Below are 23,308 nucleotides of genomic sequence, written 5' to 3' on the forward strand. Positions count from 1 at the left end.
GGGTGACTGAACCACAAGAGGACACATCGGCCAGTGCCACCACGTCGGTGTTTGACGGGGTGGACATGCCAAAGAGCTATCTGGGGCGGCGCATGGCCGGCATGTCGCTGACGTCCAAGCTGATCGCCATTGGCAGCACCTTCTTTGCCGTGGCGATGGCGTCGATTGCACTGACCATGTGGGTCACCTGGCAATTGGTTGGCGGGGCAGCTGCTGTGAATGAGGCAGGCCGAATGCGCATGCGGGGCTACGAACTGGCGTTGACGCTGACGCAAACGAGTCCGGCGGACAGAGCTTTGCTCATTGGTGTGGTGGACAAACGTCTGGCGGCGTTTGACGACAGCTTGGCCCTGTTGCGGGTTGGGGATGCTGTGCGCCCCCTGTTTGTGCCTTGGGATGCGGATTCCCGTCATCAGTTCGATCGTGTGGTAGCCGATTGGGATGACCTTCAGACCAAAGCCCGGCAGATTGCCCGAGGTGAACGAGCCCCGGATGCCTTTCCCAAGGATGTGGATGAGTTCGTTCGACACATTGATGATTTGGTCTCCGCCATTGAGCGGCATCTGGCTCGATGGACGGGGGTGTTGCACTCGGTCCAGGTCGCGATGCTGGTGCTTGCCATCCTCAGCTCGCTGGCTTTGTTCTACGCTTTGAGGTCGCTGGTGCTGGAGCCGGTCTCCCGCTTGAAGCTGGCTCTCGGGCGGATGGAGTCGGGCTTCTTTGAGACGCGGGTACGGGTGTCTACCAGAGATGAGTTGGGCGCCTTGGGGGAGGGCTTCAACGCCATGGCCGCCAAGCTGGAGTCGCTCTACGTCAATCTGGAGCAGAAGGTTCGGGAAAAGACTGCGGGACTCGAAGAGCAGCAACAGCGTCTGGCGGCACTCTATGAAGTAGCAGCGTTTGTAGCCAGCACAGACAAGCTCGATGAGTTGGCGCAGGGCTTTGCAAAGCAAATCCGCCGTATCGCAGGCGCTGATGCGGTGGCCATCCGGTGGTCCAACGAGGCCAACGAGCGTTATGTCTTGCTGGCCAGTGACTGTCTGCCCCATGTCATGGCGCAGGAGGAGCAATGCGTCCTCTCTGGGGACTGCCTTTGTGGCAATTCGCTCAAAACGGGTGGCTCGTTGGCCTTGCGCGTGATTCCCATCATGGAGGCATCCAACGACATGCGGCGCCAAAGCGGCACGCAGGTGCGAGATCACTGCGAGCGCGCAGGCTACACCACGCTGGTTACCGTGCCGCTGGGTTTGCATCAGCGAACCTTGGGTGAGGTGGAGTTGTTCTATCGCGGGATGCCGGTGATCAGCGACAGCGAGCGGGGGCTATATGAGGCGCTGTCCAGTCACCTCGCTAGTGCGATGGAGAGTTTGCGAGCGGCCGCCATGGGTCGCGAGGCTGCGGTGGCCAACGAGCGACAACTACTGGCGCAGGAGTTGCACGACTCTATCGCCCAGTCGCTGGCTTTCCTCAAGATCCAGATGCAGATCTTGCGTGACGCCATGGAAAAGAACGACCACTCCGCCATTGAAGTCACCATGAAGGAGTTGGATGCCGGTGTGCGCGAGAGTTATGCGGACGTGCGCGAACTGTTGCTGCACTTCCGGGTCCGTACCCACACAGACGACATTGAGCCGGCCTTGCGCGAAACCCTTTCCAAGTTTGAACACCAGGCCCACCTGAAATCGACCTTGACCATCCACGGGCATGGCTTGCCGCTGCCGCCAGACGTGCAGATCCAGGTCCTGCACGTGGTTCAGGAGGCCTTGTCCAATGTGCGTAAACACGCGCAGGCTACCCAGGTCTGGGTGGATGTCTATACCCAACCGGGCTGGCGGGTCAGCGTGCGGGATGACGGACAGGGCTTTGATCCTGCAGCGGGGCCGCCGGACGATACCCATGTGGGTTTGCGTATCATGCGTGAGCGTGCGCAGCGTATAGGTGGGGCGCTCTCATTCGAGTCCGGTGCGAACGGTACTCGAGTGGAGTTGCGTTTGCCGCCAGTGTCGGCCAGCAAAGCGCCTTCATCCCTCAACATCGCCTCCTTAGCGACATGACGACACCTTCCCCCACTCTGCGTTTGTTGGTTGTTGATGATCACACCTTGTTTCGCCGAGGCTTGATTGCCCTGCTGTCAAGAGATCCTCGCCTGAGCATCGTGGCTGAAGCCGGTGATGCAGGCGAGGCGCTCAAGCTGGGGCAGCAACATCAACCAGACGTGATGCTGCTGGACAACCATCTGCCCGGCGTGCATGGCGTGGAGGCCTTGCCGCAACTGTGTACTGCCTTGCCTGCCACGCGCATCATCATGCTCACCGTCAGCGAGGATGCGGATGACCTGGCTCAAGCGCTGGCGCGTGGTGCGGCAGGTTATTTGCTCAAGACTGTTGAGGGCGACGACCTCGTTGATGCCATTCAGCGTGTGGTATCCGGGGAGTCCGTGGTGTCACCTGAAATGACGAGCAAGCTGGTGGCCGCCTATCGGTCGGCTTTGATTGCGCCAGCGGACGAAGAGTCAGACGCAGGCGCGCCTGTCCAGGCCCGTGAGGTCAAGGGGGCGTCCACACCCGTGCCAGTGAGTCCTGTTCAAGAGGATGCTGGTGTGGCGAGGTTGTCGCCGCGTGAGCGGGACATCCTAAGGGAAATTGCTCGCGGTGCCAGCAACAAAGAAATCGCGCGTTCGCTGGATATTGCGGAGACCACGGTCAAGATCCATGTGCAACACATCCTGCGCAAGCTCAATTTGACCTCGCGTGTGCAGGCGGCTGTGTATGCCACCACACGTGGCGCCTGATGGCGACGTGAAAAACACGTGAAACCTTCGCAGGTTACCCTAACGGTGGATGGGGGTGTTTGACACGCATCAAGGGTGGTGGTTGACTCATCCATCCGAACGATGCTTGTCGGCCCGATCATGTGGCGTCTCGTTCTTTTGCTGCACTGCACTTGATCTATAGAAGGATGGTCGCAGAAGGCTGAAATTCCCACACTGCCAGTCATGGAAAAAGGAGAGACCTCCATGACTGCAAGCTACAGGCGCACGGCACTGTCGGTGCTGGCCGTGAGCACACTGTCGTTCACAGTGTGTTTCATGGTGTGGATGATGTTCGGGGTGATTGGCATCCCGATCAAGAAGCAACTTGGCCTCACGGCCACCCAGTTTGGCCTGCTCACGGCCACACCCGTTTTGACGGGCTCCCTGGTTCGTGTGCCTCTGGGCATATGGACGGACCGCTTCGGTGGCCGCATCGTGCTCTTTGTGTGCATGTTGCTATGCGTGCTGCCCATCTTCATGATGAGCTATGCCACCGAGTACTGGCACTTTCTCGTGCTGGGGCTCTTCGTTGGTCTGGCAGGTGGTTCGTTCTCGGTAGGGACGCCCTACGTGGCGCGCTGGTTCCCCAAGAGTCAGCAGGGCTTTGCCATGGGGGTGTTTGGCGCCGGTAACTCTGGTGCGGCCGTCAACAAGTTTGTGGCCCCCGTCATTCTGGTTGCCGCTGGCTGGACCATGGTGCCCAAGGTGTACGCCGCCATCATGTTGGGCACAGCCATCCTGTTCTGGTTTGGCAGCTCGCACGATCCAGCTCACGTGGTACCGCCGGTCAAGGGTGGTCTGGGTGCACAGCTCAAGGCCTTGAAGGATCCCAAGGTTCTCAAGTACTGCCAGTACTACTCCATCGTGTTTGGTGGCTATGTCGGCCTGTCCCTTTGGATGGTGCAGTACTACGTGGGTGAATACGGTCTGGACATCCGTGTGGCCGCCTTGTTGGCTGCCTGCTTCTCTTTGCCTGGCGGCGTGCTGCGTGCGATCGGGGGCTGGCTGTCTGACAAGTACGGCGCCCATACCGTGACCTGGTGGGTGATGTGGGTGAGCTGGATCTGCCTCTTCGTGCTGAGCTATCCGCAGACCGATTTCACCATCAGCACGATCAACGGACCGCAGACTTTTCATATTGGCCTGAACGTCTATGCCTTCACCGCCATCATGGGGGTGCTGGGTGTCGCCTGGGCCTTTGGCAAGGCCAGCGTTTTCAAGTACATCAGCGATGACTACAGCCACAACATCGGTGCCATCTCCGGCATCGTGGGCCTTGCTGGCGGCATGGGTGGCTTCATCCTGCCGATCCTGTTCGGCTACCTGCTTGATGTCACCGGGATTCGCTCCAGCGCGTTCATGTTGCTGTACGCGGTGGTCTGGGTCTCGCTGATCTGGATGTACTGGACCGAGGTTCGCAAGACCGAGGTCATGGGCCGCAACGCCCCGGCTGCCCCTTTCAGCCAATCGTTCAAGCATTGAACTCTCTCAAGGAATTACCATGGCAAAGATCCAAAACTGGAAGCCAGAAGACCCCATCTTCTGGCGTGAGCAGGGGAGCGCCCTCGCGTGGCGTACCTGCGGTGTCACTACTTTCTCGCTGATCTTCTCCTTCGCGACCTGGTTTGTCATGAGCGCGGTGGTCGTGCGCATGCCGGCCATCGGTTTCAAGTTCAGCACGTCTGAGTTGTTCTGGCTGGCCGCCATTCCAGGTCTGGCGTCAGGCATCTTGCGTCTGATCCACTCGAACTTCATCCCGGTGCTGGGTACCAGACCCGTGATCAGCATCTCCACGATCATCAAGGTGGTCCCCATGGTGTGGCTGGGCTACGCTGTTCAGGACCTGAATACGCCGTGGACCACCTTCATGATCATCGGCTTTCTGTGTGGCTTGGGCGGAGGTGACTTCTCGTCCTTCATGCCATCGACATCGATCTTCTTCCCTAAGCGATTGCAAGGTACGGCCATGGGCATCCAGGCTGGTCTGGGCAACTTCGGTGTGTCCATTGTCCAGTTCGTGGCACCTTGGATCATTGGTGTGGCGGCACTGGGTGCCACGGCTGGTGGCCCACTCGTTTTCACAAAAGGCGAGCCCGTCAAGGGGGCGCTGACTGTGGTCAAGGAGGGCAAGATCGTCAAGGATGTGAAGGTCAACAAGCCTGAGTATGTCGGTGCGATCGACATCATCCGTGATGAGGCCGGTGCGCTCAAGGACGTGAAGCTGCGCGAGACCGACACAGTCAAGCTGATCAAGGCCGATGTGGTCAAGGATGCCGATGGCGTGATCACCGCGGTGAATCCGACCAAGGGCATGGGCTTGGAAGTCAAACGTAACGACGCCGGTGCGATCACCGATGTGGCGTTGCGCAATGTGGTCAAGAAGCCCATGTGGCTGCAGAACGCAGCGTTTGTGTGGGTGCCATTCCTGTTGCTGGCCTTTGTGCTGTCTGCCGTGTTCCTGCGCAGCCTGCAGATGCCTTCGCGCGGCTTCATGGGGCAGTTCGAGATCCTGAGCGGTCGCAATCGCGCTCGCGTTCACACCTGGAACTGCACGATGACCTACATCTGCTCTTTCGGGTCCTTCTCCGGCTTCTCTGCGGCCTTCCCCATGCTGATCAAGACACTGTATGGTGGTTTTGATGGTGCACCTGATCCACTGCAGTACGCCTACATTGGCCCTCTGCTGGGCGGCCTGGTGCGCATGTTGTCGGGGGGCTTCTTCGACAAAATCGGTGGCTCCAAGGGAATGCAATGGACGACCGTCGGTCAGATTGGTGGCGTGGCCTTCCTGGTGATTGGCGGCTATCTGACTCCCACCAGCATTGATCAGTTCAGTGGCTTCCTGTGGGGCATGCTGTGGATCTTCCTGATGTCCGGCATCAACAATGCGGCCACCTTCCGTCAGTACCCGATCGTGTTTGCGTACTCGCCTGCCAAGGGCGCGCAGATGCTGGGCTGGACGGGTGCCTGGGCAGCCTTCGGTCCCTTCGTCTGGAATTCGCTGATCGCCACATCGCTGGAAAAGACCGGAGCGGTCAACGCCTTCTTCATCGGTGCCGCTGTGTTTTACGTGTACTCGCTGCTGATCAACTGGTGGTACTACACCCGCAACGGTGCTGAGCGCTTTGACTACGGCAACGGCGGCGGTACTTGGTGGGACAAGCTTTCTGAAGCCGAGAAGGAGCGCATGAAGCGCATCGACCTCGGTCAAGCTGCCTGACATCGTTCAAAAGGAGTAGCGCCATGGACATCGTCGTCAATGCAGGGGCCGTCGCTTACGGCGTCACGCTGGTGCTGGCCAGCATCGTTCGCCATCCGCTTACGGAGGCCATGCGCATTGACGCGCTGTTCATCCCGCAGGCCAATGAGCGTACGCGCCCTTTGAACCTGCTGTTAGGACTAGCTATTGCAGGGTATGGCGCCTGGTCGCTGTTCTCGCGATGATCGTCCTCATGGCCTTCGAGCTATAGCAAGGAATCCAACATGAGTCATTTTCTTGACCGACTGACCTTTTTCGCGCAACCCAAGGAAACGTTCGCGAATGGTCATGGCGTCACCAACGGCGAAGACCGCACTTGGGAAGACGCCTATCGCAACCGCTGGCAGCATGACAAGGTCGTGCGCTCCACCCACGGCGTGAACTGCACGGGCTCCTGCTCGTGGAAGGTGTACGTCAAGGGCGGCATCGTGACCTGGGAAACCCAGCAGACGGACTACCCCCGTACTCGCGACGACCTGCCCAACCACGAGCCTCGTGGTTGTGCTCGCGGTGCCAGCTATTCCTGGTACCTCTACAGCGCCAACCGCGTGAAGCACCCCATGGTGCGTGGTGAGTTGCTCAAGCACTGGCGGGCAGCACGCACTGTATCCAAGACACCAGTGGACGCCTGGGCCAGTTTGATGAGCAACCCGCAGATGCGTCGTTCCTGGCAAAAGGAACGTGGCCTGGGTGGCTTCGTGCGCACCAGTTGGGAGGAAGTCAACGAGATCGTGGCCGCCTCCAACGTCTACACGATCAAGCAGTACGGCCCTGATCGCATCATTGGCTTCTCGCCGATTCCGGCCATGTCCATGATCAGCTATGCGGCGGGCAGTCGGTATCTGAGCCTGATCGGTGGCGTGTGCATGTCCTTCTACGACTGGTATTGCGACCTGCCTCCTTCGAGCCCACAGATCTGGGGTGAGCAGACCGACGTGCCTGAGTCGGCTGATTGGTACAACTCGAATTTCATCATCGCCTGGGGTTCCAATGTGCCCCAGACGCGTACGCCTGATGCGCACTTCTTCACCGAAGTCCGCTATAAGGGCGCCAAGACGGTGGCGGTCACCCCGGACTACTCCGAGGTTGCCAAGCTGGCCGATATCTGGATGCACCCCAAGCAGGGCACCGATGCCGCCGTGGCCATGGCCATGGGCCACGTGATCCTCAAGGAGTTCTACTTCGGTGAAGGTGATCGCAAGCGCAGTGCCTACTTCGATGACTATGCTCGCCGCTACACCGATCTGCCCATGCTGGTCATGCTCGAAGAGCAGGACACACCAGCCGGCAAAGCACTGGTGCCGGGGCGCTACTTGCGTGCCAGCGACATGTCGGGCGATCTCGCTCAAGGTACCAACACGGAGTGGAAGACTCTGGCCTACAACGCTGACGGCAGCATCGTGGCGCCGAACGGCTCGATCGGCTTCCGTTGGGGTGCTGCAGGCCGCTCCGACGAGGGCAAGTGGAACCTGGAGACCAAGGAAGGTGTGGGCAACGCCGAGGTCAGCTTGAAGCTTTCCGTGCTGGAGGACGCCAGCAAGGCCGAAGTGGTTGCGGGCGCCGTCAACAAGGTGGCCTTCCCGTATTTCGGTGGCATCGATACGCCGAACTTCCCGTCCAACAAGCAAGGCGATGTGCTGCTGCGCAATGTGCCTATGCAGCGCTTGAGCATCCAGCAAGACGGCCAGACCAAGGAAGTCTGGGTGGCCACCGTGTTCGACCTGCAGGTGGCCAGCTACGGGGTGTTCCGCGGTCTGAAGACCGCCCAGGGCGAGTTGGTGGACGACGGCGCCAAGTCCTTTGACGACAACGTGCCTTACACACCCGCATGGCAAGAGCAGATCACTGGCACGCCCCGTGCCCAGGTGCTCGCCGTGGCGCGTCAGTTCGCCGACAACGCCGACAAAACCAAGGGCAAGTCCATGGTCATCATCGGCGCCGCGATGAACCATTGGTATCACTGCGATATGAACTACCGAGGCATCATCAATATGTTGATGATGTGTGGTTGTGTCGGCCAATCTGGTGGTGGTTGGGCCCACTACGTGGGTCAGGAAAAGCTGCGGCCACAAACTGGCTGGACGGCGTTGGCCTTTGCCCTGGACTGGGCGCGTCCGCCACGTCAGCAGAACTCCACCAGCTTCTTCTATGCGCACACCGACCAGTGGCGTTACGAAAAGCTGGGCGTCAACGAGGTACTCTCGCCGTTGGCTGACAAGCGCAAGTTTGGCGGCAGCATGATCGACTACAACGTGCGTTCCGAGCGCATGGGCTGGTTGCCGTCGGCGCCGCAACTGCAAACCAACCCGCTGAAGGTCATCAAGGACGCGCAAGCACAGGGTATGGATGCCAAGGACTATGCGGTTCAGGCGCTCAAGGCCGGTACGCTCAAGATGTCCTGCGAGGACCCTGATAACCCACTGAATTGGCCGCGCAACATGTTCGTGTGGCGCTCCAATATTCTGGGTTCATCAGGCAAAGGTCACGAGTACTTCCTCAAGCACCTGCTGGGTACCAGTCACGGTGTGCAAGGCAAGGATCTGGGTGCCAACGACGCCAAGCCTCAGGAGGTGGAATGGCACGCTCAGGCGCCGGAAGGCAAGCTGGACTTGTTGGTCACGCTGGACTTCCGCATGAGCACCACATGCCTGTACTCGGACATCGTGTTGCCCACAGCGACATGGTACGAAAAGAACGACCTCAACACCTCTGACATGCACCCTTTCATCCACCCGCTGTCCGCAGCGGTGGACCCTGCATGGGAGGCCCGTTCCGACTGGGAGATCTACAAGGGTTTCGCCCAGAAGTTCTCCGAAGTGTGCGTGGGTCACCTGGGCGTCGAAAAGGAAGTGGTGCTCACACCAATCATGCACGATACGGCCGCCGAGCTGGCTCAGCCATTCGGTGTGCAGGAATGGAAGAAGGGTGAGATCGATCTGGTTCCTGGTAAGACTGCACCGCAGATCACTGTGGTCGAACGCGACTATCCCAACACCTTCAAGCGCTTCACTTCTCTGGGCCCGCTGATGAGCAAGTTGGGCAATGGTGGCAAGGGCATCGGCTGGAACACACAAGACGAAGTCAATGGCCTGGCCAGTCTCAACGGCGTCGTGCGCGAAGAGGGGACCACCAAGGGCTTGCCACGCATCGTGTCTGACATTGACGCGACTGAGGTGGTATTGATGCTGGCACCCGAGACCAACGGGCATGTCGCAGTCAAGGCATGGGAGGCGTTGGGCAAGCAGACAGGCCGCGATCACACCCACCTGGCACTGCATCGTGAAGACGAGAAGATCCGCTACCGCGACATCCAGGCGCAGCCTCGCAAGATCATTTCCTCGCCGACCTGGTCTGGCCTGGAAAGCGAGAAGGTGTCTTACAACGCGGGCTACACCAACGTGCACGAGCTGATTCCATGGCGCACCCTCACTGGACGTCAGCAGTTCTATATGGATCACCCCTGGATGATCGCCTTTGGCGAGGGCTTTGTGTCCTACCGTCCGCCGGTGGACCTCAAGACGCTCGACGATGTGGCCGGTGTCAAGCCCAATGGCAACAAGGAGATCGCGCTCAACTTCATCACGCCGCACCAGAAGTGGGGCATTCACTCCACCTACTCCGACAACCTGTTGATGCTCACGCTCAACCGTGGTGGGCCGGTAATCTGGTTGAGTGAAGACGACGCCAAGAGCGCAGGCATCGTGGACAACGACTGGGTCGAGCTGTTCAACACAAACGGTGCGATCGCAGCCCGTGCGGTGGTGAGTCAGCGTGTGAACCCTGGCATGACCATGATGTACCACGCCCAGGAGAAGATCGTGAACACACCTGGCTCCGAGATCACTGGTGCCCGAGGCGGTATTCACAACTCGGTGACGCGTGTGGTGCTCAAGCCTACGCACATGATCGGTGGCTATGCCCAGTTCAGCTACGGCTTCAACTACTACGGAACCATCGGTACCAACCGCGACGAGTTCGTGATCGTTCGCAAGATGAACAAGGTTGACTGGCTGGATGACGAGGCCACAACCGAAGGAGTACACGCATGAAAATCCGCGCTCAAATCGGCATGGTGCTGAATCTGGACAAGTGCATCGGTTGCCACACCTGTTCGGTGACCTGCAAGAACGTCTGGACCAGTCGCCCCGGCGTCGAGTACGCCTGGTTCAACAACGTCGAGACCAAACCCGGTATTGGTTACCCCAAGGAGTGGGAGAACCAGGATAAGTGGAATGGTGGCTGGGTTCGCAAGTCGGACGGCACGATTGCGCCTCGCCAAGGCGGCAAGCTGAGCCTCCTGATGAAGATCTTCGCCAACCCCAATCTGCCGGAGATCGACGACTACTACGAGCCCTTCACGTTCGATTACGAACACCTGCAGTCGGCACCGAAGATGAAGGCCGCACCGACCGCCCGCCCACGCAGTTTGATCACAGGTCAGCGCATGGAGAAGATCGAGTGGGGCCCCAACTGGGAAGAAATTCTGGGTGGCGAGTTCAGCAAGCGCAGCAAGGACAAGAACTTCGACGATATCCAGAAGGATATCTACGGTCAGTTCGAGAACACCTTCATGATGTACTTGCCTCGCCTGTGCGAGCACTGCCTGAATCCGGCATGTGTAGCATCGTGCCCGTCGGGCTCGATCTACAAGCGCGAGGAAGACGGCATTGTCCTGATTGATCAGGATAAGTGTCGCGGCTGGCGCATGTGCGTCTCCGGTTGTCCGTACAAGAAGATCTATTACAACTGGCAGTCTGGCAAGGCCGAGAAGTGCATCTTCTGCTACCCCCGTATCGAAGCCGGTCAACCGACCGTGTGCTCGGAAACCTGCGTGGGCCGCATCCGCTATCTGGGCGTGCTGCTGTATGACGCAGACCGCATCGAGGAGGCCGCCAGCGTCGAGCAGGACCGCGATCTCTACCAGGCCCAACTGGACGTCTTCCTGAATCCCAACGATCCGAAGGTGATCGAGCAGGCCCGCAAGGACGGTATCCCGGAAGCCTGGCTGGTGGCTGCCCGCAACAGCCCGGTCTACAAGATGGCCGTGGATTGGAAGGTCGCATTGCCGCTGCACCCAGAGTACCGTACCTTGCCCATGGTCTGGTATGTGCCACCGCTGTCGCCGATCCAGTCGGCTGCCAACAGTGGCCAGATTGGCGTCAACGGCGAGATCCCTGATGTCAACCAGTTGCGCATACCCGTCAAGTACTTGGCAAACTTGCTGACAGCTGGCGACACCATGCCGGTGACGCGCGCCCTGGAACGCATGCTGGCCATGCGCGGCTACATGCGCAGCAAGCATGTGGATGGCGTGGAGAACAAGCGTGTGCTGGAGCAGGTCGGCATGGACCAACACACCGTGGAAGACATGTACCACGTGATGGCGATTGCCAACTACGAAGACCGTTTCGTGATCCCTTCCGCTCACCGTGAATACGCCGAAAATGCTTTCGATGTGCGCGGTGGCTGTGGCTTCTCCTTTGGCAATGGCTGCTCAGATGGCGCCACGGACACCAGCTTGTTCGGCAGCAAGAAGAAGCGCACCATTCCCATCAAGTCGGAGGTTTGAACATGATGACAACCCCCTACACCCTGCGTGCCTTGGCTCGGATGCTCACCTATCCGGACGCAGCCTTGCGCGAGCTGGTACCTGACTTGCAAAAGGTGCTCGTGAGTGAGTCTGTTTTGTCGCCGGCTCGCCTGCGTGGCCTGAACATGTTGTTGGGCTCCCTGGTTGATCAAGACGTGATGGAAGTGGAGCAGGCCTACGTCGAGCTGTTCGACCGTGGCCGCGCCACGTCCTTGCACCTGTTCGAGCATGTGCATGGCGACTCCCGAGATCGTGGCCCGGCCATGATCGACCTGGTCAAGACCTACGAACAAGGTGGCTTGTTACTGGATCCCGACAAGATCGGAGGCGAGTTGCCTGACTATCTGCCGGTGGTGCTGGAGTTCGCCTCCACCTTGCCGGCGGCGCAGATGCGGGAATTCCTGTCTGAGATCGCGCACATTCTCAATGCTGTCCACGCAGCCTTGATCAAGCGCCGCAGCCTGTACGCCCACGTGCTGGCAGCCGTGTTGGAGATCGGTCAGCAAGAGATCGCCACACCGGATGTGCCGGAAGACGAGGATCTGGACGCTGCCTGGGCAGAGCCTGAAGCCTTTGCCGGGTGCACCAGCAAAGGCCAACAAAGCCCTAGTCAGCCGCAGCCCATTCAGATCGTGCGGCGTACTACATCGACACCACAACGAGGAGCAGCAGCATGAGCCTCTCTCATCAATTCGTATTCGGCATCTATCCCTACATCTGCGGCGCCATCTTCCTGTTGGGCAGTCTGATCCGCTTTGATCGCGACCAGTACACCTGGCGCAGCGAATCCAGCCAGATGCTCTCTACTGGCAGCCTGCGTGTGGGTTCCAACCTGTTTCACCTGGGCATCATCGGCTTGTTTTTCGGGCACTTCTTCGGCATGCTGACGCCGCCTGAGATCATCCACGCACTGGGTGTGACGGCCTCTCAGAAGCAGTTGCTGGCCGTGGTGGCCGGCGGCACGTTGGGCAGTCTTGGTCTGATCGGGCTCATCATCCTGATCCATCGCCGCCTGAGCAACAGCCGCATCCGTGCTACTTCCCGTGGCCGTGATTTTCTGGTTTTGTTCTGGATCCTGGCGACCTTGATGCTGGGCTTGTCCACCATTCCTCTGTCACTGCACCACAGCGATGGTGGCGAAATGCTCAAGCTGATGTCATGGGCGCAACATCTGGTGACATTCCAGGGTGATGCGCCAAGCTTCATCGCGGATGCATCCATGGTGTTCAAGGTTCATATGTTCATGGGCATGTCGCTGTTCGCGATCTTTCCCTTCACCCGTCTTGTTCATGTGTGGAGCGGGTTTGCCGTTGCAGGCTATGTGCTGCGTCCTTGGCAAGTGGTGCGTAGCCGTCGCACCGGTCTGTGATATTTTCAAAGGGAATAGCCATGTTGCCGGAAAACCTTGATCTTCCCGCTGTATTGAGAGTTGGTCAGGTGATCCTGGCTGATGACGAGATGGGCTTGTCGGACGCCGAAAAGCGTCAGCGCGCCAGTCTGGAGTTGCTGCGGCAGGCTGCCATTGAGGTGGGCCTGCTCGCAGCCAGCGACGCGCCACCGCAGGGTGGTGTCTTCACGGAAGAAGCGATCGAAGCCATTGACCGCTATCTGCTGGAGCATGTGACCGTGCCCGAACCTGACGAAGAGGCGTGCAGGCGATACCATGCGGCTCACGCAGCCAAGTACGCCATCGGTGAGGCCATTCAGGCTCGTCACATCTTGTTTGCCGTGACGCCAGGCGTTGATGTGCAAGCCTTGCGTGCACGTGCCGAGCAGGCCTTGCTGGACGTGCGTGCTGATCCGGAACGATTCGGCGAGGTTGCCCGTGAGTTGTCGAACTGCCCGTCTAGTGAAAAGGGCGGAGATCTGGGTTGGCTGACCGCCCAGGATTGCGCCCCGGAGTTCGCCAAGGAGTTGTTTGCGCAGGACGAGGCTCAGGCCAATGTGGGCGTCTTGCCTCGTCTGGTGCACAGCCGATTCGGCCTGCATGTGGTGGAAGTGCTGGCACGTCAGGCAGGGCAGGCCCAGCCCTACGAAGTGGTACGCCAAGCCGTGGCGCAGGCCCTGCACCAGCAGGCCTGGATCACCGCTTTGCGTCAAACCATGAGCGTGCTGGCATCTCGTTGGGATGTGCAGGGTATAGATCTGAATTCGGCGGATTCACCTTTGCTACAGTGATCATCCATGGATGACCATTTACTGGAGCGCCTGCGGCGCTTCCACAACGACTTCTTCCCTGACTACAAGGACAAGTTCCAAAACCTGGTAGAGCAGGGGCAGCACCCGACGATCCTGTTCGTTGGGTGCTCGGACTCTCGTCTCGTGCCCTACATGCTCACAGGCACGGGCCCTGGCGAGCTGTTTATCGTTCGCAACGTGGGGGCGCTGGTGCCACCCTATAACGGCCTGCACGGCTTGCATGGCACGGCCGCTGCCATTGAGTACGCTGTGCTCAATCTGCACGTGAGTCACATCATCGTGTGCGGGCACTCTCACTGCGGGGCCATGAAGGCCTTGTACGAAGAGATTTCGCCGGAGGCCAAAAACCTGCAGGCGTGGCTGGATCTGGCCCGTGAAGCGGCCTTGCCGGTTCAGGTGTCCGAGGAGGCCCTGCGGCGTACGGAGCAACGCTCAATCGTGCTGCAGTTGGAGCGGCTGATGGACTATCCCATGGTGCGGCAACGCGTGGAAAAACGCCAGATTTCACTACACGGATGGCACTACGTCATTGAAGAGGGCGAGGTACATGTGTTTGACGTGAAGTCCGGCAGTTTCGTGCCTGCTTCTCACGCCGAGCACAGCGGGACGGGCCCCTACCAGGATGTCGATCCAGATAGTGGCTCCATCTTCAACGAGGTGGACGCGTCCTGGTATCAGGGGCGCTGATGCGTCAAACGGGCGTCATGGCTGTCGTCCGAAATGCTTAGCTCCTTTACCCTAGTGAATCTGTTGGCCATATTTGCGCCTTGTCAAATCCATGCTTTTTGTGGGTGCCCAGAATGAACTCAGGTTCATGGGAATTCGAGGAGCAATATGATGGGTTCGCGCAGACTGAATGTGGTGTCCTACCTGGGCAGCCTGGCCTTGTTCAAGGACATGTCGGCGCCGGAGTTGGCGCGGATCGCTGCGGCGTCCAGTGTCAGGCGCCTGTCGCGAGGGCAGGAGATGTTTCACTCCGGGCAGGTGTGCGAAGGTTTGTACTTCGTCATCGACGGCATGATCAAGCTGTACGCCAAGGCGCCTAGTGGTCAGGAAAAGGTCATGGAGGTGATAGGTGCTGGCGGTTGCGTGTCAGAAGCCTTGATGTTCAGCGAAGGTGCCCACAGCGTGAACGCCAGTGTGCTGATGGATGTGCAGTTGCTGGTGGTGCCAAGGGACGTGCTGGTCAACGAGATCGAGCACAACGCTGGCCTGGCCATGCGTTTGCTCAAGGGCTTGTCCAGGCGAATGAATGGACTGGTCAAGGACATAGAAGCCGTGACCTTGCACTCAGGTGTCAAGCGGGTGGTGGACTACCTGCTGCATTCACCAGTCGTGGGGGATGTCCAAGACGTGAACAGGGATCTGACCGTGTCATTGCCTGCCAGCAAGGGCACGATTGCTTCCCTGTTGTCTGTGACGCCAGAGCATTTTTCTCGCATCCTGCACGACCTGCAAGCCCAAGGCTTGATCGAGGTGGAGCGGCGCCACATCCACATTCGGGATGCACATGGGCTGGCGCAGTTCTCCTGATAGAGCGAGTTCACCGCATGCTTTGGTGGTGACTAAGCCTGAAGAACGATGCGGGGCCTTCGGGCCCTGTTTCTTGAAGCGGTTCAAGGAAATGTCTCAGGTCAAGCCCTAGGCTCTTGTCGTCCCTTGACAATAAGGAGAATGGCATGACCCAGGGCAAGCAAGGCGGCTTTACCAAGCAGGCCGCCCGCAATATTTTTTATGGCGGCACCGTATTTTTCATACTCGTGTTCGCGGCCATCGTATTCGATACCGAGCAGAAGATTCCCAAGCGATCCAACGCCGAGAACATCACGGAAGCGGTAGTGCGTGGCAAGCACTTATGGGAGACGCGCAACTGCATCGGTTGCCACACGTTGCTGGGGGAAGGGGCCTATTTCGCACCTGAACTTGGCAACGTCTACACACGCCGTGGGCCCGAATTCATCAAGGCGTGGATCAAGGGGCAGCCCACGGGCGCACCGGGGCGTCGCCAGATGCCGCAGTTCAACTTCAGCGACCAGCAACTCGATGACATGGTGGAGTTTCTCAAGTGGACCAATGGGGTCAACACCGAGAAGTGGCCTCCTAACGTCGAAGGTTGATCAAGGCGGAGCGACATCATGATCAAGACACTCAAATACCAATCGCAATCGGTCGCCAAGTATTACTTCGCGGCCGCACTGCTGCTGTTCGTCGGGCAGATCGTTTTCGGCCTGGCCATGGGGCTGCAGTACATCGTTGGGGACTTCCTGTTCCCAGCCATTCCCTTCAACGTGGCCCGCATGGTCCACACCAACCTGCTGATCGTGTGGCTGCTGTTCGGGTTCATGGGCTCAGCCTATTACCTGGTGCCCGAAGAGGCTGAAACAGAGTTGTACAGTCCCAAACTGGCTTTGGCCCTTTTCTGGATCTTCCTGTTGGCTGGTGCACTGACGGTGGTGGGCTACCTCATGGTGCCTTACGCCAAGCTGGCCGAGTGGACTGGAAATGACTTGCTCAACACCATGGGGCGAGAGTTCCTTGAGCAGCCGTTGCCAACGAAAGTCGGCATCGTCATCGTGGCGTTGGGCTTCCTCTTCAACACCTCGATGACTTTGCTCAAGGGGCGCAAGACCAGTATTTCCCTGGTGCTGCATATCGGTTTGTGGGGGCTGGCGCTGATGTTCCTGTTCAGCTTTGTCAATCCCAGCAACCTGGTCCGCGACAAGATGTACTGGTGGTTTGTGGTTCACCTGTGGGTGGAGGGTGTGTGGGAGTTGATCCTGGGCGCCTTGCTGGCCTTCGTGCTGATCAAGACCACGGGTGTGGACCGCGAAGTGATTGACAAGTGGTTGTACGTGATCATCGCCTTTGCGCTGATGACTGGCATTCTGGGTACCGGCCACCACTTCTACTTCATTGGTCTGCCTGGCTACTGGCAGTGGATTGGTTCCATCTTCTCCGCCATGGAGCCCATTCCTTTCTTCATGATGACGGTGTTTGCCTTCAACATGGTGCAACGTCGCCGCCGTGAACACCCTAACCAGGCAGCTGTGCTGTGGGCGGTGGGTACCTCGGTGATGGGATTCCTGGGGGCCGGTCTGTGGGGGTTTATCCATACCCTGTCTGCCGTGAACTACTACACCCATGGCACGCAGATTACTGCAGCACACGGGCACCTGGCCTTCTATGGCGCCTACGTGTTGGTGGTCATCACGATGATCAGCTACGCGATGCCCACATTGCGTGGTCGTGTGGCCAACAGCCAGCGTGCCCAGAATGTCGAAATGTGGTCCTTCTGGATCATGACCGTTAGCATGGGCATCATGGTGCTGGCTTTGACGGGTGCTGGCATCCTGCAAGTCTGGTTGCAACGTATGGCCACCAACCCAACACCCTTCATGGCCACGCAAGATCAGTTGAACTTCTTCTACTGGATCCGGTTGTGGGGTGGCGTGGGATTCTTGGTAGGTTTGGTGACCTATCTGATGAGCTTCTTCATCGGCGGAGAGGAGCCTGTGCTTGCCGCCGCTGGCGGTGATGCCCGCGCTGTACCGGCTCAACGAGCCTGATAGAACCGACCCGTCAGCCTAGAGAGATCAGCATGGACATGCTCAGTGCAAGGCACTTGGTGGGAGCGCCGCAAGGGCTTCCCCATTACGTACCGCAGGCGCAGGAATGCGCTTTGTTCGAGCACGCCTGGCGTTGCCAGTTGCCCCTGCTGATCAAGGGGCCGACGGGTTGTGGCAAGACCCGTTTTGTGGAACACATGGCCGCCCGCCTTGGGCGGCCTCTGATTACCGTGTCCTGTCACGATGACCTGAGTGCTGCCGATCTGGTTGGCAGGCACCTCATCGGGCAGGGCAGTACCATCTGGCAGGATGGGCCGCTGGCGCGTGCTGTGCGTGAGGGCGCCATCTGCTATCTTGACGAAGTGGTAGAGGCCCGCAAGGACACGACCGTTGTCATGCATCCACTGGCCGATGACCGGCGCGTGTTGCCCATTGAGCGCACCGGAGAGTTGTTGATTGCACCGCCGGAGTTCATGCTCGTGGTCTCCTACAACCCCGGCTACCAGAATCTGCTCAAGGCGCTCAAGCCCAGTACCCGCCAGCGTTTCGTGGCCCTCACGTTTGAGTATCCGCAGGCTGGTGTCGAACAAGACATTGTGCGCAGTGAGTCAGGTGTGAATGCCGACGTGGCTGCAGGGTTGGTGCGCCTGGCGCATGCATTGCGCCGCGTCACCGATCATGATCTGGAGGAGACGGCCAGCACCCGCTTGCTGGTGATGGCTGCGCGGCTGATCGGTGCTGGCATGAATGTGAATACTGCCTGCCGTGCTGCGGTCGTGGACGCGCTGACCGACGATGTCGATACCGCCGCAGCGTTGATGGAGATCGTACGTGGTGTCTTTGACAGCCCCTGACCTGCAAAGCCGGCGTTTGCGTTGGCAGGTGGGGTTCTTTGTGGTCTTCTTGCTGGCGCCGGTACTCAACCTGTTCCGGTTTGATCTGACAGAGACGCAACTGTGGGTGCTGGGATTCAAGTGGTCCTTGGGTATCGATGCCCTGATGAAGGGGCAGATCACCGCGACCCAGGCAGGCTTGGAGTTGCTGGTGCGCGGTTTGTTGCCTATCGTCTTGGTTGTCGGCACGTTCTTGACCGTGGCCTGGAAGTTCGGGCGCTTGTATTGCGGCTGGCTGTGCCCACACTTCTCTGCCGTCGAACTTCTCAATCAGACCTTGCACCGGGCCATGGGCAAGTTCAGCCTGTGGGACAAACATGTGAGCCGACGCCGAGATGGTCGCGGAGAACTGGTCCCGCCCCGCAAAGCCTGGTGGCCTGTCTTTTTGGTGTTGAGTGTGGCGTTGGGCTTTACCTGGGCGATCACGCTTCTGAGCTATTTGTTGCCACCCGTGCGGATCTGGTCTCATCTGTTTCAGGGCACATTGACGGCGGTAGAAGCCCGCTTCCTGTGGATCGGTACCGCCGCGTTCACCGCCGAGTTTGTGCTGGCCCGTCACCTGTTTTGCCGTTTTGGTTGTGCGGTCGGCCTGTTCCAGAGCCTGGTTTGGATGGCCAACCCTAAAGGGATGGTCGTGGCGTTCAAGCGCGAACGTGCCAGGGAATGCCGAACCTGCGATGCACCAATCGGATCGGCCTGTGACAATGCCTGCCCCATGCGACTGCACCCACGCGACATCAAGCGCATGATGTTTTCATGCGTGCAGTGCGGACAGTGCCTCAGTCAGTGCGATCGTTCCCAAGGCCTGCAGGATCGAACCCCCGTGCTGAGCTGGGCAGTGGGCGTGGACGCGGTGAGAGAAACCTTGCGACAGAAAAAGGCCGAACAGGCTCAGCAAGCCTTGCAGGGTGAGTCGGTGTCGAAGGAGGCCCGCTGATGGAAGAATGGGTTGGCCAATGGTGGCACCGCATTGTGACGAGATTGGCGGATCGGCAGTATCCGCAGGCAGCGGTGCGGCTCGAAGACATGAATACCCAGTTGGGGGTGATCTTTCGCGCCATGGGGGGATTGCCTCAGTGGCGCCTGGCATCAGCGTCTGAGCGACTTCACGGTGGTTCGCGCACGCTCATGCAGAAGATTGCAGGGGGCGGTCAACGCTTTGCGACGCCCGTGCTGGACGCTGAGACTTTGGCTTTGCCCCCCGTGCTGGCCCTGTTCGACAAGCTGGAGTTGAATCGAGATCTGTACCTGTGGCTGGCGGGGCAGGGCGCGATGCGTCTGCAATGGCTGGCGGGGGGCGAGTTGGCTGAGCGAGGATGGGTGGAGGGCAATCTCCAGGCCACGCGAGCTTTGTTGATGCACTATCCAGGTTGGCAATCGCGATATCGCCGTTTGCTTGAAGCGCATTTGTTGCAACGGCCAGATGTGGCTGGCCTCAAGGGCCGACAGGCTCAAGCGGAGCAACTTGTGCAGCAGGCCTTGCGCCGCTCGCTGGTCGGGCAGTGGGCGTTGCCCGCGGGCGCGCAGGATGTTGGTAGCGATGAAGTCCACCCCGTGACACTGTGGGTGGACGTGTCCGCTTCCCAGGTTCGCATGCTGTCGCCAGCACGCCAGGAGCTCAATCGTGAAAGTGGTGGGGAAGAACAGGCGCCCAAGCCAAAGGATGGCGCCCGCAGGCGTGCCCGGCAAACTGATGCCACGAACGACAAGCATGGCTTGATGATGTTCTTCCGCGCCGAGTCGCTGCTGTCGTGGACGGAGTTCGTGCGTGTCAACCGGCAGACGGACGAAGACGAACTGGACGATGCCAGTCAGGTCGCCAATGACATGGATGTTTTGTCACTGGCGCCAGGCGGGCAGACTTTGGCTTCGCGTGTTCGCTTCGACTTGGATCTGCCTAGCTCGGCCGCCGATGACGTGGTGATCGCACAAGGTATCAAGTTGCCAGAGTGGGATCACCGCAAGGCGAGCCTCTTGCCGCAACATTGTTCGGTGCAGGTGCTGCTGCCGACTGTGGTTGAACCCTGGCAGGTTCCGGCGTCCTTGCGCACAACGGCCTCACGCATGCGCCGCCGGCTGGAGAGCCTGCGAGCCTTGCCTCGATGGCAGGCGGGTTACACCAGTGGCGAACGGCTCGACATGGATGCCTGGGTGCGTTGGCAGACCGAATGCCGTGGCGATGACGGGACGTTGGCCATCATGAGCGAACCCCGAGTTTTTGCCCGGCCTCAACGCAGTGAGCGCAGTCTAGCGACCTTGCTGTTGGCGGATTTGTCACTGTCCACCGATGCGTGGGCTTCGCAAGATGCGCGCGTCATCGATGTCATACGAGAGGCCTTGTATGTTTTCGGGCAGGCCATGGAGGGCCTGGGCGATCCATTCGAGATGCTGGGTTTCAGTTCGGTGAAGCGCCACAATGTGCGTGTACACGCACTCAAACGTTTTGACGAATCCTGGAGTGCGCTCACGCGTGATCGGGTTGGTGCGATCAAACCCGGCTATTACACGCGCATGGGCGCTGCCATTCGCTATGCCACCAGGGAGTTGTCCATAAGGCCGGAGAAGCAAAGACTGTTGCTGTTGCTCACCGACGGAAAGCCCAATGATCTGGATCACTATGAAGGGCGATTCGGCCTGGAGGACACGCGTCACGCCGTGCAAGCAGCGAAGTCGGCCGGCTTGCATCCCTTCTGCATCACGATTGACGAAGAGGCCTCAGATTACCTGCCGTATCTGTTCGGGCAGCATGGCTATGCGCTGGTGCACAAGCCGAAAGAACTGGTGTCGCGTCTGACACAGATCGTCGGTCAGCTTTCCGCCTGATGCCGGGCGCTGCGCACGCTGCCCTCCAGATAGTTGCGCAACTCGCGATCAGACCGCCTGATGTGGAGCGACAGCCAATCGCGAAGCAAGGCGGAGAGTTGAGCAGCCGTGGTGATGCTGCCATGTTCGTACTTTGTTTGCAGAGATTCGAGATCGGCAACAAATTTCCCGTGACCGCGCTGATGCCCCTCAAGATGAGGGAACCCAACCGATGCCATCACCTGCTCTTCTCGCCGTAGATGCTCGTGGGTGTATTGCGACAGCCTGTCCAGGATGTCGCCCACCACCTCGTGTCCACAGCCCCGGCTGGTAGCAGTGTGTAACTCATTGACCAGGTCGATCAGATGGCGATGATCCTGATCAATGGGGCCGCGATCGATGACCAGGTCATCCGCCCATTCGAAGTAAGCCATGGTTGAGGCCTTTCAGGCTGCCAGCAAAGTGGCGGATTCGTCGAGCTTGAAGACATCCACGGAAGCAACCAGTGACTTGGCCTGATGCTCCAGGGATTGCGCCGCCGCTGCAGCCTGTTCGACCAGGGCAGCATTGCCTTGCGTGACTTGGTCCATTTGTCCCATGGCCTGGCTGATCTGGCTGATGCCGGCTGATTGCTCCTTGGCCGCGCTCGTCAGGTCGCCCATGATGTCGGCCACCCGGCGCACGCTCACGACAATTTCGTCCATGGTGCTACCCGCCTGCTCCACCAGCTTGCAGCCTTCTGAAACGTTGCCAACGGAGTGGTTGATCAAATCCTTGATTTCCTTGGCAGCGCTGGCAGAGCGACCAGCCAGGCTGCGAACCTCGGAAGCCACGACCGCAAACCCTCGACCTTGTTCACCGGCCCGGGCTGCTTCCACTGCAGCATTGAGCGCCAGGATATTGGTCTGAAACGCGATGCCGTCGATGATGCCGATGATGTCAGCGATCTTGCGTGACGACTCGTTGATCGCATCCATGGTCTGAACGACCTGGGCGACCACATCGCCGCCCTTGAGTGCGACGTCTGCGGCGGACCCAGCGATCTGGTTGGCGTATCGGCCGCTATCGAGGTTTTGCTGAACCGTGGCGGTGAGTTGCTCCAGAGAGGCGGCGATTTCCTGCAACGAACTGGCCTGCTCTTCGGTGCGCTGAGACAAGTCCATGTTGCCTGATGCGATTTCGCTTGTGGCGGTCGAGATGGAGCCCGACCCTGTCCTGACGTGACGGACGATCTGAACCAGACTGCCATTCATGCTCTGCAGTGCCTGGAGCAGTCTGGCCAGTTCATCGTGACCTTGCACGTCGATGTGGGTGCTCAAGTCTCCCGCCGCGACGCGCTGTGCCAGCAACACGGCTTGATCCAAGGGCCTGGTGATGGACCGGCTGATCAATTGTGCCGCGGCCACGCCGGCCATCAGGCCAGTGAGCGCCAACAGCATCATCAGCATTTGTGCCTGTTGAATCTTGCCCTGAACGAGCTGACTGCTTTCGCTCACGATCTGCTTTTGCAGATCGGACAATGCAGTGATGGGGGCCTGCAGCGCATCGATGGCCTCCAACGTCTCGCTGTTCATGAGTTCCGTGGCTTGCGCTCGCTGTCCGTTGGCGACCAACATTCTTACCTTGCTGAAGGATGCAACGAACTGACGGCGCTTGTCCTTGATGTCCTTGAGCAAGGCTCGCCCATCTGTTCTGTAGACCAATTTGTCCAACCTGGCCATGGCACCATCGATCAGGGCCTTGTTCTGATCGATGCGCTGGTTGATATCGGCCAAGCGCGAAGGTTGATCCGTGATGAGCAGTGCCATGGTCAGGCGGGCATTGGTGCGTGTCGTGGCGTTGATGAAGTTGGCCGCCTCCGCCTTTTGCCAGTCCTGCTCAATGATGCGTTGATTGATCTGGCCGATGCTGTTGAACTGCCAGGCCGCGAACAAGGTGGCCAGGGTTAACATGGCCAGCAACAATCCAAATCCGATGGCAAGTCTTTGCCCGATGCGCAGGGAGATGCGTTTCACCATTCACCTCTTGAAGTGATAAGTGGGGCCTCTCCTGAAAGCGCGCTCATATCGGCACGTTGCTGAACGCATATTCGGCTCACTTCGGCTGTATGTGATGGCGTTCAATGGCAGTACGTCACACAAGGCTTGGACGAGGGGGCTTGTAGTTGATGTGGCTCAAGCCGATTGG

The 23,308-nt window shown here is 59.2% G+C and carries 19 protein-coding genes; 17 read left to right on the forward strand and 2 right to left on the reverse strand.

The window, feature by feature from the left end; all coding sequences use genetic code 11:
• Nucleotides 1-2: 2 nt before the first annotated feature.
• The 17 genes from HY836_RS16110 to HY836_RS16190 all read left to right on the forward strand — a co-directional run bounded on the left by HY836_RS16110 (nucleotide 3) and on the right by HY836_RS16190 (nucleotide 21,142).
• Nucleotides 3-2,054, forward strand: coding sequence for a type IV pili methyl-accepting chemotaxis transducer N-terminal domain-containing protein (locus HY836_RS16110; protein WP_290678020.1), 2,052 nt, complete (start codon nucleotides 3-5; stop codon nucleotides 2,052-2,054).
• On the forward strand, nucleotides 2,051-2,791 hold the full coding sequence (locus HY836_RS16115; protein WP_290678023.1) for a response regulator: 741 nt from the start codon (nucleotides 2,051-2,053) through the stop codon (nucleotides 2,789-2,791). The genes HY836_RS16110 and HY836_RS16115 overlap by 4 nt, the downstream gene beginning before the upstream one ends.
• A gap of 225 nt (nucleotides 2,792-3,016) precedes the next feature.
• The gene (locus tag HY836_RS16120) at nucleotides 3,017-4,294 is read left to right on the forward strand and encodes a nitrate/nitrite transporter (RefSeq protein WP_290678026.1); all 1,278 of its coding nucleotides are present in this window, start codon (nucleotides 3,017-3,019) and stop codon (nucleotides 4,292-4,294) included.
• A 19-nt stretch (nucleotides 4,295-4,313) separates the two neighbouring features.
• Nucleotides 4,314-6,032, forward strand: coding sequence for a hypothetical protein (locus HY836_RS16125; RefSeq protein WP_290678029.1), 1,719 nt, complete (start codon nucleotides 4,314-4,316; stop codon nucleotides 6,030-6,032).
• Nucleotides 6,033-6,055: 23 nt separating this feature from the next.
• Nucleotides 6,056-6,256, forward strand: coding sequence for a hypothetical protein (locus tag HY836_RS16130; protein ID WP_290678032.1), 201 nt, complete (start codon nucleotides 6,056-6,058; stop codon nucleotides 6,254-6,256).
• A gap of 39 nt (nucleotides 6,257-6,295) precedes the next feature.
• Nucleotides 6,296-10,120 (forward strand): nitrate reductase subunit alpha, encoded by a 3,825-nt coding sequence (locus tag HY836_RS16135; RefSeq protein ID WP_290678035.1) that lies wholly within the window; start codon nucleotides 6,296-6,298, stop codon nucleotides 10,118-10,120.
• Nucleotides 10,117-11,640: a nitrate reductase subunit beta gene (narH, locus tag HY836_RS16140; RefSeq protein WP_290678038.1), complete on the forward strand. Its 1,524-nt coding sequence runs from the start codon at nucleotides 10,117-10,119 to the stop codon at nucleotides 11,638-11,640. Before HY836_RS16135 ends, narH begins: the two co-directional genes overlap by 4 nt.
• Nucleotides 11,641-11,642: 2 nt before the next feature.
• Nucleotides 11,643-12,338 carry a nitrate reductase molybdenum cofactor assembly chaperone gene (gene narJ / locus HY836_RS16145; protein ID WP_290678041.1) on the forward strand — a complete coding sequence of 232 codons (696 nt, stop codon included), beginning with the start codon at nucleotides 11,643-11,645 and terminating at the stop codon, nucleotides 12,336-12,338.
• Complete coding sequence (narI, locus tag HY836_RS16150; protein ID WP_290678044.1) at nucleotides 12,335-13,030, forward strand: respiratory nitrate reductase subunit gamma; 696 nt, start codon at nucleotides 12,335-12,337, stop codon at nucleotides 13,028-13,030. The genes narJ and narI overlap by 4 nt, the downstream gene beginning before the upstream one ends.
• Nucleotides 13,031-13,050: 20 nt before the next feature.
• Complete coding sequence (locus HY836_RS16155) at nucleotides 13,051-13,839, forward strand: peptidylprolyl isomerase (RefSeq protein ID WP_290678047.1); 789 nt, start codon at nucleotides 13,051-13,053, stop codon at nucleotides 13,837-13,839.
• A 6-nt stretch (nucleotides 13,840-13,845) separates the two neighbouring features.
• Complete coding sequence (locus HY836_RS16160) at nucleotides 13,846-14,547, forward strand: carbonic anhydrase (RefSeq protein WP_290678049.1); 702 nt, start codon at nucleotides 13,846-13,848, stop codon at nucleotides 14,545-14,547.
• Nucleotides 14,548-14,697: 150 nt separating this feature from the next.
• Nucleotides 14,698-15,393: a Crp/Fnr family transcriptional regulator gene (locus HY836_RS16165; protein ID WP_290678052.1), complete on the forward strand. Its 696-nt coding sequence runs from the start codon at nucleotides 14,698-14,700 to the stop codon at nucleotides 15,391-15,393.
• Between the two features lie 146 nt (nucleotides 15,394-15,539).
• Complete coding sequence (locus HY836_RS16170) at nucleotides 15,540-15,977, forward strand: c-type cytochrome (protein WP_290678055.1); 438 nt, start codon at nucleotides 15,540-15,542, stop codon at nucleotides 15,975-15,977.
• An 18-nt stretch (nucleotides 15,978-15,995) separates the two neighbouring features.
• Nucleotides 15,996-17,426, forward strand: a complete 1,431-nt coding sequence (locus HY836_RS16175) for a cbb3-type cytochrome c oxidase subunit I (protein ID WP_290678058.1) — start codon at nucleotides 15,996-15,998, stop codon at nucleotides 17,424-17,426.
• 32 nt (nucleotides 17,427-17,458) lie between these two features.
• Nucleotides 17,459-18,280 carry a CbbQ/NirQ/NorQ/GpvN family protein gene (locus tag HY836_RS16180; RefSeq protein WP_290678061.1) on the forward strand — a complete coding sequence of 274 codons (822 nt, stop codon included), beginning with the start codon at nucleotides 17,459-17,461 and terminating at the stop codon, nucleotides 18,278-18,280.
• Nucleotides 18,261-19,256: a 4Fe-4S binding protein gene (locus tag HY836_RS16185; RefSeq protein ID WP_290678064.1), complete on the forward strand. Its 996-nt coding sequence runs from the start codon at nucleotides 18,261-18,263 to the stop codon at nucleotides 19,254-19,256. Before HY836_RS16180 ends, HY836_RS16185 begins: the two co-directional genes overlap by 20 nt.
• On the forward strand, nucleotides 19,256-21,142 hold the full coding sequence (locus HY836_RS16190) for a VWA domain-containing protein (protein ID WP_290678067.1): 1,887 nt from the start codon (nucleotides 19,256-19,258) through the stop codon (nucleotides 21,140-21,142). Before HY836_RS16185 ends, HY836_RS16190 begins: the two co-directional genes overlap by 1 nt.
• Here the strand turns inward: HY836_RS16190 and HY836_RS16195 are convergent.
• On the reverse strand, nucleotides 21,127-21,555 hold the full coding sequence (locus HY836_RS16195; protein ID WP_290678071.1) for a bacteriohemerythrin: 429 nt from the start codon (nucleotides 21,553-21,555) through the stop codon (nucleotides 21,127-21,129). The genes HY836_RS16190 and HY836_RS16195 overlap by 16 nt on opposite strands.
• A 12-nt stretch (nucleotides 21,556-21,567) precedes the next feature.
• Nucleotides 21,568-23,136, reverse strand: coding sequence for a methyl-accepting chemotaxis protein (locus HY836_RS16200; RefSeq protein ID WP_290678074.1), 1,569 nt, complete (start codon nucleotides 23,134-23,136; stop codon nucleotides 21,568-21,570).
• Nucleotides 23,137-23,308 lie beyond the last annotated feature (172 nt).

The organism is Aquabacterium sp. (genome assembly GCF_016234775.1).
Taxonomy (GTDB): domain Bacteria; phylum Pseudomonadota; class Gammaproteobacteria; order Burkholderiales; family Burkholderiaceae_C; genus Aquabacterium.